General features: G+C 73.7%; 10 protein-coding genes and 2 pseudogenes. 9 read left to right on the plus strand and 3 right to left on the minus strand.

What is annotated here, in order from left to right; all coding sequences use genetic code 11:
• From KVT45_RS57080 to KVT45_RS47215, 3 genes and pseudogenes are all read left to right on the plus strand, one after another.
• A pseudogene (locus tag KVT45_RS57080) lies at positions 1-116 on the plus strand (DNA-binding response regulator); the annotation flags it as partial.
• 47 nt (positions 117-163) lie between these two features.
• Positions 164-1,639, plus strand: a complete 1,476-nt coding sequence (locus KVT45_RS47210; RefSeq protein WP_254648393.1) for a cell wall metabolism sensor histidine kinase WalK — start codon at positions 164-166, stop codon at positions 1,637-1,639.
• A 43-nt stretch (positions 1,640-1,682) separates the two neighbouring features.
• Complete coding sequence (locus KVT45_RS47215) at positions 1,683-2,510, plus strand: oxidoreductase (protein WP_217557138.1); 828 nt, start codon at positions 1,683-1,685, stop codon at positions 2,508-2,510.
• Between the two features lie 83 nt (positions 2,511-2,593).
• Here KVT45_RS47215 and KVT45_RS47220 read toward each other — a convergent pair whose 3' ends face one another.
• Together KVT45_RS47220 and KVT45_RS47225 are read right to left on the minus strand one after the other, a co-directional pair.
• Complete coding sequence (locus KVT45_RS47220; RefSeq protein WP_217557141.1) at positions 2,594-3,772, minus strand: serpin family protein; 1,179 nt, start codon at positions 3,770-3,772, stop codon at positions 2,594-2,596.
• Positions 3,769-3,924 (minus strand): annotated as a pseudogene (locus tag KVT45_RS47225) (proteinase inhibitor I4 serpin); the annotation flags it as partial. The gene KVT45_RS47220 and the pseudogene KVT45_RS47225, both read right to left, overlap by 4 nt.
• A 186-nt stretch (positions 3,925-4,110) precedes the next feature.
• Here KVT45_RS47225 and KVT45_RS47230 point away from each other — a divergent pair.
• The 6 genes from KVT45_RS47230 to KVT45_RS47255 all read left to right on the plus strand — a co-directional run bounded on the left by KVT45_RS47230 (position 4,111) and on the right by KVT45_RS47255 (position 10,675).
• Positions 4,111-5,328, plus strand: coding sequence for a DUF4190 domain-containing protein (locus tag KVT45_RS47230; protein ID WP_217557142.1), 1,218 nt, complete (start codon positions 4,111-4,113; stop codon positions 5,326-5,328).
• A gap of 147 nt (positions 5,329-5,475) precedes the next feature.
• Positions 5,476-6,228 carry a GntR family transcriptional regulator gene (locus KVT45_RS47235; RefSeq protein WP_217557151.1) on the plus strand — a complete coding sequence of 251 codons (753 nt, stop codon included), beginning with the start codon at positions 5,476-5,478 and terminating at the stop codon, positions 6,226-6,228.
• Positions 6,229-6,557: 329 nt separating this feature from the next.
• A complete protein-coding gene (locus KVT45_RS47240) occupies positions 6,558-6,755 on the plus strand; it encodes an SPOR domain-containing protein (protein WP_089098990.1) in 198 nt (65 codons plus the stop codon).
• Between the two features lie 21 nt (positions 6,756-6,776).
• Entirely contained in the window at positions 6,777-7,184 is a 408-nt protein-coding gene (locus KVT45_RS47245; RefSeq protein WP_217557166.1) for a (deoxy)nucleoside triphosphate pyrophosphohydrolase, read from the plus strand.
• A gap of 232 nt (positions 7,185-7,416) precedes the next feature.
• Positions 7,417-7,824, plus strand: coding sequence for an ATP-binding protein (locus KVT45_RS47250; protein WP_217557169.1), 408 nt, complete (start codon positions 7,417-7,419; stop codon positions 7,822-7,824).
• 259 nt (positions 7,825-8,083) lie between these two features.
• Entirely contained in the window at positions 8,084-10,675 is a 2,592-nt protein-coding gene (locus KVT45_RS47255; protein WP_217557185.1) for a SpoIIE family protein phosphatase, read from the plus strand.
• A 167-nt stretch (positions 10,676-10,842) separates the two neighbouring features.
• Here KVT45_RS47255 and KVT45_RS47260 read toward each other — a convergent pair whose 3' ends face one another.
• The gene (locus KVT45_RS47260; protein WP_217557199.1) at positions 10,843-12,324 is read right to left on the minus strand and encodes a hypothetical protein; all 1,482 of its coding nucleotides are present in this window, start codon (positions 12,322-12,324) and stop codon (positions 10,843-10,845) included.
• Between the last annotated feature and the right edge of the window lie 77 nt (positions 12,325-12,401).

A 12,401-nucleotide genomic window follows, 5' to 3' on the forward strand; every position in this document is an offset into this window, starting at 1 on the left:
TCGTCGAGAGCGACGTCAGCTACCTGCGCCGCAAGATCGACCACGTCCGGTCCGGCCTCATCCACACCGTGCGGGGCGGCGGCTACCTGATGAAGCCCGCCGAAGCGAAGCGATGAGACGCGGCCCGCGCAGGCCGCGTCGGCCGCGCAGCCTGCGCTCCCGGATGATCCTCTCCAGCAGCCTGCTGCTGGCCGCGCTCTCCGTCGTGATCATCGCCATCACCGGGCTGGCCATGCGCACCTACCTGATGACCGGCCTGGACCAGCGCCTGGACGCCCTCGCCGAGCACTCGTCGGCCGCCCGCGGCCAGATCGGCGCCCCGACCAGCGGCCTGCCCTACCTCAGGGCGTTCGGGGTCCCGGCGGGCACCATCGGCGTCTCCGTGGCCGGCCGGCACGGCGCGGGCACGGTCCGGCACGCGGCGGTGGTCACCGGCTCCGGGGAGCTGACCGCCCCGACCGCCGGGCAGCGGCGGATCCTCGCCACGGTCGAGGCCGACGGCCACCGCCACACCCTGGACCTGCCCGGCCGCGGCACCTACCGGGTCAAGGCCGTGCGCGCCGACTCCCGGAACACCGAGATCACCGTCGTCACCGCACTGTCGGTGCGCCCGGTGGACCGGATGCTCGGCCGGCTGCTCGCCGTCGAGTCGGCGATCGCGGCCGCCTCCCTCGCCGTCGCCGCGCTGATCGGGGCCACCGTGATCGGCCGTCAGCTACGGCCCCTGCAACGCGTCGTCGCCACCGCCACCCGCATCTCCCGCGAACCGCTCGGACACGGTGAGGTCCGCGCCCTGGAACGGGTGCCGGAGGCCGACTGCGCCACCGAGACCGGACGGCTCGCCGAGGCCGTCAACCGGCTGCTCGGACACGTCGAGAGCGCCCTCGCCGACCGCTACGCCACCGAACTGCGCATGCGGGACTTCCTCGCCGACGCCGGCCACGAACTGCGCACCCCGCTCGCCTCCGTCGCCGGCCACCTCCAACTGGTGCGCCGCGCCCCGAAGTCGGCGGCCCCGCAGGCCGAGTACGCGCTGGGCCGCATGGAGTCCGGCATCGGCCGGATGCGCACCCTCGTCGAGGACCTGCTGCTCCTCGCCCGCCTGGACACCGGCCGCCCGCTGGCCCACGAGGAGGTGGGCCTCGGCCCGCTGCTCGCCGAGGCCGTGGCCGACGCCCGCGCGGCCGGACCCGACCACCGCTGGGAGTTCCTGATGCCGGGCGGCCTGGTGCTGGCCGAGGGCGACCCGGACCGCCTCCACCAGGTCGTCGCCAACCTCCTCGCCAACGCCCGCACCCACACCCCGCCCGGCACCAAGGTCACCGTGACCGTCCGGACCGTCGGCGACCAGGCGGTGGTCAGGGTCGCCGACAACGGCCCCGGCATCCCGCCCGAGCTGCTGCCCCGCGTCTTCGAGCGGTTCGCCCGCGGCGACGCCTCCCGCTCCCGGGCCACCGGCAGCAGCGGCCTCGGCCTCGCGATCGTCGCCGCCGTGTCCGCCGCCCACGGCGGATCAGCCGAGGCCAGCAGCGAACCGGGCCGCACGGTGTTCACCGTACGACTGCCGCTCTGCCCGGCGTACGCCGGTGAGGTGAACCCGCCCCGGAAACCCATTGGACGTGAACTCCCTTTCGGATAAGGGTGGTTGGCTGAGCGGACCACGAAGGACGAGGAGACGGCGTATGAGCAGGGTCTGGCTGATCACCGGCGCGAGCAGCGGCTTCGGCCGGGCGCTCACCGAGGCCGCGCTCGCCGCGGGCGACACCGTGGTCGGGGCGGCCCGGCGCCCCGAGGCACTGGCGGAGCTGGCCGCCGCCCACCCCGGCCGGGTGGACCCGGTCCGCCTGGACGTCACGGACACGGCGGCGATCGAGCCCGCCGTGGCGGACCTGATCGCCCGGCACGGGCGGATCGACGTCCTGGTCAACAACGCGGGCCGCACCCATGTCGGCGCCTTCGAGGAGACCACCGACGCCGAACTGCGCGACCTGTTCGACCTGCATGTGTTCGGCCCGGCCGCGCTGGTCCGGGCGGTGCTGCCACACCTGCGCCGGCAGCGCTCCGGGGCGATCGTGCAGATGAGCAGCATGGGCGGGCAGATGTCCTTCGCGGGCTTCTCGGCCTACAGCGGCACGAAGTTCGCGCTGGAGGGCATGTCCGAGGGGCTCGCCGACGAGGTGCGGGAGTTCGGCGTCAAGGTGCTGATCGTGGAGCCGGGCGCCTTCCGTACCTCGCTCTTCGACACGGGCCGGGCCGGGGCCAGCGACGACACCGGTGTCTACGCCGGGGTCGCCGCGACCCGCGCGGCCGTCGGGGGCGGCGACGGCAGCCAGCCCGGCGACCCGGCCAAGGCGGCCGCCCTGATCCTCGCCGCCCTGGACGCCGAGGAGACCCCGCTGCACCTCCCCCTGGGCGACGACGCGGTGACCGCAGTACTGACGCAACTCGACGTCGTACGAGGGGACATCGCCGCCTGGGAGAAGCGCACGCGGGCTACTGACTTCGGCTGAGCATCAGCGCCCCGTAAGGGGCGCGGGGAACTGCGCGACCAGCCACGACGGCGCCGCAGACGAACGACGGCGCATCGCGGCACTTACAGCTGGCCCACGGCTGTCGGCTCCGTAACCCACCCCGCCGCCAGCACCAGCCGCGTCTGCCGGTGCACGGCGAGGAAGCCGAACGGCCGGTCGAAGGCGGCCCGCACCACGGTGGACTCGTGCCGGTGCTGCGGCGGCCCGCCGCCCGGCGCCGCCACCACGGCAGTGACCGCGGCGGCCCGGAAGCCCAGCGGCCCGAACTCCGCGACCGCGGACTGCCCGGCCGCCCCGATGGCGAGCGGCGCGGTGCTGATCCCGGGGAAGTGCCCCTCGCGGGCGTCCGCGGCCGTGGAGAGCCCGAACAGCCCGTGGAGCTGGAGCAGGTCGTGGTCGGCGCGGACCGCGAAGCCCGGGGTGGTCACGTCGAGCCGGATCGGGTCCGGGGCCACGGACGGCTGCCGCTCCACGACCACACCCGGCCCCGCGGGCCCGTACGGGAGCTGTCCGCCGGTCGTCACCGGGAGGGCGCGCTCCAGGACGCCTATGCCGGTGTGCAGCACCTGCCCCGGGGCCATCCCCTCGGCGCCCAGCACGAGGTGCACGTCGAGACCGTTGTCGCCCAGGATCTTCAGCGTGGTGACGTGCCCCTCCGGACCGGCGGTCACCCCGATCCGGTCCAGGCGGACACTGCTGCGGTGCAGACCGGCCAGGTCCCGCCCCTGCCAGGGCCCGGAGCCGGGCCGCAGCATCGTCTCCCGGAACGGGTGCTGCCAGTCCGTGCGCAGCGCCAGCGCGGTCGCCAGCACCATCCGGGCGCCCTCGGCCGGCCGGACCGGCATCCGCTCGACCAGCCCCTCGGTGCGCTTGGCCGCCCACGCGTCCAGCGCCTCCTGGGAGGCCGCGAGATCGGCGCCGAGCACCCCGTGCGCGTCGGCGGGCAGCCCCGCCGCCCACTGCTCGCGCAGCTCCAGCGCCCGGTCGGTCCACAGCCCCAGAGCCGCCCCGACGCCCGCCATCGAGTCGAGCCCCGTGAGTAACTCCCGCGCACCGGCGGCGGCCTGGTCCGCTTGCATCCCCACGGCCCGGGTCAGTTCGTCCCGGGCCGGGCCCGCGGCGCCGTCGGCGAGAAAGGCCAGCAGCGGCCAGACACCGGCGGCCGAGATGACGGTGCCCTGTCTGGTCTGCCGCGCCCAGCGTGCGGTGAGCGCGTTGACGGCGCGGACGGTGTCGTTCATTCGTCGTGCTCCCAGGTGTACTCGGGGAAGGGCGGAGGATCCGTCACCCAGCCCGCCGCGAGGACGAGCCGGGAGTGCCGGTGCAGGGCGAGAAAGCCGAAGGGGCGGTCGAAGGCAGCGCTGATCCGGGTGGTGACGTAACGCCGCTCGGGCGGGGGGCCCGCTGCGGCCATTCCCGCCGGCAGGCCCAGTGCGTCCGACAGTTCGCCGCGTGCCCTGCCGCCTTCCCCACCCTCATTCCGCCCCCGTTCACGGCACGCTTACGATGCGCGCAGTCGTACGTCAGTTCAGCCGTCCGTTTCCACGCGGCCCGACGCCCCCTCAGGAGCACGGTACCGGTGTCCATACCTCCGCCCCCCGGCCCCCACCAGCCACAAGGGCCCTACCCACCGCCCCAGTCGGGCCAGCCGCAGTACCCGCAGTACCCGCAGGGACCGTACGGGCAGCAGCCGCCGTACCCCGGGCCGTACCAGCCCTGGGGGCAGGGCTACGGCCCCTACGCCGCCCAGCCGCCCGTCAACGGGCTCGCCATCGCCTCCCTCGTGCTCGGGCTGCTGTGCTGTCTGCCGGGGGTGGGGCTGGTGCTGGGGCTGATCGGGCTGAGCCAGATCCGCAAGCGCGGTGAGCGCGGCAAGGCGATGGCGGTCACCGGGTCGGTGTTCTCCTCGGTCGGGCTGGCCCTGTGGGTGCTGGTGCTGGCCACCGGCGGGGCGGGCGAGTTCTGGGACGGCGTCAAGGAGGGCGTGAACGACAGCTCCAGCCTCTCCCTCTCCACCGGCGAGTGCTTCGACACCCCCGACGGCACGCTCACCGGCGACCTGGTCTCCGACGTCACCGTCGTGGACTGCGAGAAGGCGCACGACGGCGAGGTCTTCGCCACCTACCGGCTCAAGGGCTCGTCCTACCCGGGTGACGACAGCGTCGGCGACTCCGCCGACAAGCGCTGCTACGCCCTGGAGGACGGCTACGCGATGGACGGCTGGGCGATCCCCGGCGACGTCGACGTGTACTACTTCACGCCCAGCGAGGACAGTTGGGCGTACGGCGACCGGGAGGTCGCCTGCGTCTTCGGCAACACGACCGAGGGCCGGACCCTGTCCGGCTCGCTGCGCAACGACGAGAGCGTGCTGGACGCCGACCAGGTCGCCTACCTCGACGCCGCGCACGTCCTCAACTCCGCCCTCGGTGCGGTGCCCGAGGCCGAGTACGTCGAGGACGACCTGCCCGGCTACCGGCAGTGGGCGGACCGGGTGACCACGGCCATCGGCAAGCAGACCGCGATGCTCCGCGCGCACGGCTGGGGCCCGGACGCGAAGCAGCCGGTGAACGACCTGGTCGCGGACCTCGACCGGGCGAAGGCGGAGTGGGCGAAGGCCGCGAAGGCCACGGACGCGGACACGTACTACGCGCACTACGACAAGGGTTCGGCGCTGCTCGACCCGAAGCGGACCGTCACCGCGCGCAAGGCTCTGGGCCTCGCCACGACTCCGCCCTCGTACGACGACGGAGGCACCGGCTCCGGCAGCGGAGGAAGTGGCTCCGGCCTGGAGGTGTGATCGCGGCTATAACGGGGAGAAAGTGCCTGCGTAAAGCCTCCCCCCGCCACATGTCATCACATCGAGTGATTCTCTGGCCTTTGCTTGCAAGGCTCAACCCACGGTTGCCACGCTGTTGCTGTCTGTACAACCTGATGGGAGCGGCCAGTGACTTTCGGTGAGCAGCCGGCGTATCTGCGTGTCGCGGGTGATCTCCGCAAGAAGATCGTCGACGGTTCGCTGCCGCCTCACACCCGGCTGCCCTCCCAGGCCCGCATCCGTGAGGAGTACGGCGTCTCGGACACGGTCGCCCTGGAGGCCCGCAAGGTGCTGATGGCCGAGGGGCTGGTCGAGGGCCGCTCCGGCTCCGGGACCTATGTGCGCGAGCGTCCCGTGCCCCGGCGGGTGGCCCGCTCCGGGTTCCGCCCGGTCGGCGGTGCCACCCCGTTCCGGCAGGAGCAGTCGGACGCGGCCGCGCGCGGCACCTGGGAGTCCCGCAGCGAGCAGGCCGAGGCCGGCGCCGCGATCGCCGACCGGCTCGCCATCCACGTCGGCGACCGCGTGATGCGCACCCGGTACCTGTTCCGGGACGCGGGTGAGCCGATGATGCTCTCCACCTCCTGGGAGCCCCTCGCCGTCACCGGCCGCACCCCTGTGATGCTGCCCGAGGAGGGTCCGCTCGGCGGGATGGGGGTGGTCGAGCGGATGCGCGCCATCGACGTCGTCGTGGACAACGTCACCGAGGAGGTCGGTGCCCGCCCCGGCCTCGCCGAGGAACTGCTCACCCTGGGCGGGGTCCCCGGCCATGTCGTCCTGGTGATCCAGCGGACGTACTACGCCTCGGGCCGCCCGGTGGAGACCGCGGACGTCGTCATCCCGGCCGACCGCTACCGGGCGTCCTACCATCTGCCGGTGAAGTAGCGCGCGTACCACCTCTGCGTGAAGTAGCGCACACCCTTGCGATGGTTGACGCCTTCACCACTCAGGCCCGGACCTGCGTCCCGGCGTTGGAATCCGGCCGTTTTCCCAGGTGGCCCCGGCTGTCCCCGGTATGCTCGCGACCCGAAGTGAAAGGCGCGCGAACGGCGCATTCGTCACCGTGCGCCCCCACCGTTCTGGCTGGTTGCGTACCTCTTTGTGAAAAGGCGTATTCGCTGCGTAAAGGTTAGGCGTACGCTCGGGCATATGCGGAGTGCGGTTTCCTTAGCGGGGCGGGGATGGGCGGGAGCCGGGAGATGCGGAGGGGCGCGATGACGGAAGGCACGGTCTCTCTCCCCTGGCTCGTCATACGGCAGGACGACAACGGCAATCGCTACCGCGTCGGCCGGTACGCGACCCGGGCCGAGGCGCAGAAGATCGCCGACAGTCTCGACGACCGCGGACACAAGCAGCTCTACTGGGTCGAGCGCATCGGCCACAGCAACGGGGACGGGGCCAGCCGGAACTGACCCTCCCGTAGGCTCCGGCCCATGAGCGAACGGATCGTGGTGGTCGGAGCCGCCCTGCTCGACGCCGGCCGCCTCCTCGCGGCCCGCCGCAGCGCGCCCCCCGAGCTGGCCGGCCGCTGGGAGCTCCCCGGCGGCAAGGTCGAGCCCGGCGAGACCCCCGAGCACGCCCTGGTGCGCGAACTGCGCGAGGAACTGGGCGTGGAGGCGGAGACGCTGACGCGGGTGCCGGGGGAGTGGCCGTTGCGGGAGCCGTACGTCCTCCAGGTGTGGACGGCCCGGCTCCACCCTCACTCGACCGCCCCCAAGCCTCTCCAGGACCACGACGAGCTGCGCTGGCTGTCACCGGAGGAGCTCTGGACCGTGCCCTGGCTGGACCAGGACGTACCGGCGGTACGCGAGGTGGCCGCGATGGTGGGACACGGGGCGTAGCCCCGGTTCCACCAGGGGGCGCGGGGAACTGCGCGACAAGCCACAACGCACCCGCAGGCGCCCGACACCCGCGCCCCCCGAGCTCCTAGGCGCCCGGCCCCCCCCCGGCGTAAGCCGTTCGCACCACAGTGCGCCCTCCCGTGCGGTACTGCCCCCCGGTAATCGGGTATGTGCCCATTAACCCCACGAAACCGGACAGGGGTGGGCTCGCAGCCAGGGAAGCGACTGGGAAGTGATCGGTGTGATCGACACCGACGGTGACACCGCCGAGTGGACCTTTCCCGCGGAACCGGGCGCCGTGCGCACCGCCCGGACCGCGGTCCGTGACCAACTGCGCGGGTGGGGCCTCGACACCCTCGCCGACATCACCGCTCTGCTGGTCAGCGAGCTGGTCACCAACTCGCTGCGGCACGCCACGGGCCCCATCGGCGTCCGCCTGATGCGGCCCGCCGGCCTCGGCGACACGCTCCGCGTCGAGGTCTCGGACCCGCTCCCGGACCCGCCCCGCGAACGCGCCGTCGGCCCCGACGACGAGAACGGCCGCGGTCTGCAACTCGTCGCGGGCTCCTCTCGCCGCTGGGGTACCCGGCCCGGAGACAACGGCAAGACGGTCTGGTTCGAGCTGGCCGTACCCGGGTGAACGGGGTGAACGGGGTGTACACGCGGTGCTACGCCGTCCACCCGCGAGAGTGGCTGATCAACACGTGCCGGAGTACGTGATTCGACGGCGTGTTCCCTGGTTAGAAGACTGGAAGTGTTGTCACGGTCCGGTCCGGAAATCGTCGGGACCGTGCTGTGATCGTGAACACCGTGTCAGGCGGCGCCGTAGTGCTGGATACTGCGGGCAGCCGCACCCGGTGACCGGTGCCGGACGCGGTGAGCTGGAGGGGACGGTTCGCGTGAGCGAGATACCAGCTAAGGCCACGGAGTCCGAGGACCCGTCGGACGGCGCGAGGGCGGGGACCGCGGAGACAGCCGCGGCGGCCCCTGGCGACGCCATGTGGCAGAGCAGCCCGCCCGGCTCGATCTACGACTACATCAAGGTCGCCTCGTTCTCCATCGGCGCCGGCGGCCTGGTCGACCAGTGGAGCCTGCGCGCCGAGCAGATCTTCGGCATCCCCGCCGAGCGCGCCGTAGGCATGGACCCCATCGAGGCGTTCATAGACCCGGACCTGCGCGAGCGCGGCCAGCGGAAGATGGCCGAGATCCTGGACGGGCGGGAGTGGACCGGGGTGGTCCCGTTCCGGATGCCCGGCACGGCGGACGGTGAACGCGGCGAGGAGGGCATCGCCGAGGTCTATGTCATGCCCACCCGCACCGCCGAGGGCGAGAACGCGGCCGTGTGCATAGTGGTGGACGTCCGCACCCTGCGCAGCATCGAGACCGACCTGGCCGCCTCGCAGTCGATATTCGGTCAATCTCCGTTCGGCTTCCTGCTGATCGACCCCGACCTCAGGATCCGCCGCGCCAACGTGCAGTTCTCCTCCATCTTCGGCGGCACCCCCGACGACCACCGCGGCAAGGGCGTCCACGACTACCTGCCGCGCTCCGAGGCCGAGCGGGTCGCGGCCACCCTGCGCCGGGTCCTGGACACCGGCAACTCCATCACGGACATGCACGTGACCGGGTTCGTGCCGGGTTCCGAGCAACGCCGGCACTGGTCCATCAACCTCTACCGGGTGCACAGCGGCTCCGGCCGCCCGATCGGCATCGCCTGGCTCGGCCAGGACATCACCGCGCGCCGCGCCGCCGCCCGCGAGGCCGCCGCGGCCCGGCGGAATCTCGCCCTCCTCAACGAGGCCGGCGCCCGCATCGGCAACTCCCTCGACCTGGAGACCACCGCCCGCGAACTCCTCGACGTGGTCGTGCCCGGCTTTTGCGACCTCGCCACCGTCGATCTCTACCAGGGCCTGCTGGCCGGCGACGAGACCCCGCCGGGCCTCGCGGACGGCAGCGCCGAGCTGCGCCGGGTCGCCTTCGCCAGCGCGGTCTCCGACGCCCCCTTCGTGGGCGGCGGCGTCCCGGTCGCCGTCGGCGCGGTCCACCACTACCCCTTCAACTCCCCGTGCGCAGACGCCCTGCGCACCGCCCGCCCGCAGCATGTGCCGGCCGCGGAGGGCGGCCTCGTCCAGTCCACGCTGGCCGTGCCCATGGTCGCCCACGACACGGTCGTCGGCCTCGCCCAGTTCGCCCGCACCAAGGGCAGCGAGCCGTTCGGCGACCGGGACCGGGACCTCGCCGTGGAGCTGGCCGCCCGCGCCGCCGTCTGTATCGACAACGCCCGCCTCTACCGGCGCGAGCACGAACGCGCGTTGATACTGCAACGGTCCCTGCTGCCGCCAGGCGACCCGGAGGCCTCGGGCCTGGACATCGCCTGCCGTTACCTCCCCGGCAACGCGGCCACCGAGGTCGGCGGCGACTGGTTCGACGTCATCGAACTCCCCGGCCACCGCACGGCGCTGGTGGTGGGCGACGTGATGGGCCGGGGTCTACGCGCGGCGGTCGCGATGGGTGAACTCCGCACGGCGGTCCGCACGCTGGCCCTGCTCGACCTCGAACCGGCCGAGGTGCTCTCCGCGCTGGACGAGATCGCCCGCGGCCTCGGCACCCCCGGCGGGGTCCAGCAGGCCACCCGCACCGCCCGCCAGCCCCGCGACGCCGACCTCTCCGAGGTCTACCTCGCGACCTGTGTGTACGCCGTCTACGACTCCGTCACCCGGCGCTGTACGTTCGCCAACGCCGGCCATCTGCCCCCGGTCCTGGTCGAGCCCGGCGAGGACGCCCTGATGCTCGACGTCCCGCCCGGCATGCCGCTCGGCGTCGGCGGCGAGCCCTTCGAGGAGGTCGAGGTCGAACTCCCCGAGGGAGCCCTCCTCGCGCTCTACACCGACGGCCTGGTCGAGTCCCGCGACCACCCCCTGGACGAGGGCCTCCAGGCCTTCGTCGGCGCCCTCACCGACCCGTCCCAGCCCCTGGAGGACGTCTGCGACCACGTCCTCAACACCCTCGACACGCACCACGGCGAGGACGACATCGCGCTGCTGATGGCACGTGTACAGGGGCTGCCGGCCGAGTCGGTCGGCGACTGGGCGCTGCCGCGCGAGCCGCGCAGTGTGGGCCGCGCCCGTGAGTACGCCCGCGGCCAGCTGGTCACGTGGGGCCTGGAGCCGCTGGTCGACACGGCGGAGCTGCTCGTCAGCGAGCTGGTCACGAACGCCCTGCGGTACGGCGAGGGCGAGATAAGGCTACGGCTGCTGCTCGACCGCACGCTGGTGTGCGAGGTGTGGGACTCGGGCCTGGTCCAGCCGAGGCGCCGTAGGGCGCGGGACACCGACGAGGGCGGGCGTGGACTGCAACTGGTCGGCCTGCTCAGCGCGGCGTGGGGCTCACGCCGGACGCCGCGCGGGAAGACGGTGTGGTTCGAACTCCCGCTGCCGGACGGGGAGACGGGCCTGACGGACCCTGCGGAGGCTCTGCTCAGCCTGTTCTGAGGAGGTCGTGGTCATGGCGCGGCGCCGTGGGGCTGATCGCGCAGTTCCCCGCGCCCCTGAAGGGGCGCTCGTGCGGCTCCTGTTCTTTTAGGGGCGCGGGGAACTGCGCGACAAGCCCCCACCCACCCGTGGCCGCCCGCCGCCCCCCCGCGGCACCCCCTGACGCGCTACCCCAGCCTCCCCCTGCTCTCCGGCCCCCCGAAGGTCACCACCGGCCCCCCGTCCCCTTCCTCGCCCAGCAGCACACCCCCGAGCACCGCCCCCGCGACCCCGCTCCCATGCACGGCCTCCCCGGCGAACGGGTTCCCGTGCGCCCGCACATCCCGCTCCGCCAGCTCCCGCGCCTTCCGGGCGAGCCGGTCCGCATCCGTCGGCGCCGCGCCCCGCGCCCCCGCCAGCAACGCCCGCGCCTCCGCCCCCACCGCCGCCCGATGCGTCCCGACGAAGTCGTCCGCCGCCCCCAGCGCACTCCGTGCCACCAGCCCCGCCCCCGCCGCGATCACCCCGGACCGCCCGCCCCCCGTCCCCTCCACCGCCCGCACGACCCGGCGCAGCGCGTCCAACGCGTCGTACGGCCCACCGGTCATCTCTTCCCGTACGGCGGCCAGTACGGCGTCGGCGTGCGCCAGCCGCGCAGGCAGGGCCGTCCCCCGCAGACCCGCCAGCTCCGCCTCCGCGCCCGTCAGGGCGGCCGGCAGCAGCTCCGCCGCCGTCCGCAGCTCCCGGACCAGCCGTTCCACCCCGCCCAGCAGCACCCCGGCCTGCGCCACGGCCCCCTCGGCGGCCCGCACCCCCCGCCGGGACCCGTCGCCGTCGCCCGAATCGGCGTCCTGGCGGGCCTGGTTGAGCCGTGAGGTCGCGAACACCAGCCGGTCCTTGGCCTGTTCGACGTGTCCGACGACGGAGGCGACCGCCGTCGCGCCGTACCGCTCACCCCCCTCGGCCAGCGCGCCCGCCACCCCGCCGGTCCGCCCCGCCAGCTGCCGGAACCGCCCCTCGGCCACCGCCAGCGCATCCCCCGTGTCCCACTCGGCGTCGAACTCCGGCGCCCCCGCGTCCAGTTGCCGCCCCGCCTCCGCGGACCGCCCTATCACCCCCACCAGTGCCTGACGCCGGCCGGCGTCGTCCCCGGGCACCCCCTCCTCGTACCGCCGCCATATCGCGAACGCGGCCGCCAGCTCGGTCTCGGCCGCCCGCAGGGCCCGTAGGACGGGCTCGCCCCCGTCGACGTACCCGAGCGCCTCCCGGCTGGTGCGTACGCAGTCGTCGGCCAGGACCAGGGAGGCGCGGGCCTGCCGCTCGACGTCGACGGGCGACGGAGCCGGCGGGGCGGGGGAGAGGATCCCCGGCGTGGTGCGGGAGCGGGCCCGCCGTATCCGGCGTACGTATCCGTAGCCGCCCAGGGCGCCGGCGGCCGCGACGGCGACGAGCGGCAGGACGTAGTCGGTGGCCGACGCCCCGTCCGCCGCCTGGGCCGCGGCGACCGTCCCGCCGCCCGTCACGGGAACCGGATCTTGAGTGGCGCTCGTCATCACCGGCAACACCAGCCAGACCACCCCGGCCACCCCGCCCAGCACCGCATGCCCCACCCGCACACCTATGTGCCCGGTGGCATGCCTCGGCCGACCCCGGATCAAGGATGACGTCACATTTCGGAGCGTATGGGCAGCTAGTCGCCTTCGCGACCGGGGCGGAGACAGCCGGGGGACAACGAGAAAAGGGGGAC

Origin of the sequence: Streptomyces sp. GbtcB6 (assembly GCF_019091475.1) — a bacterium.
Taxonomy (GTDB): domain Bacteria; phylum Actinomycetota; class Actinomycetes; order Streptomycetales; family Streptomycetaceae; genus Streptomyces; species Streptomyces hyaluromycini.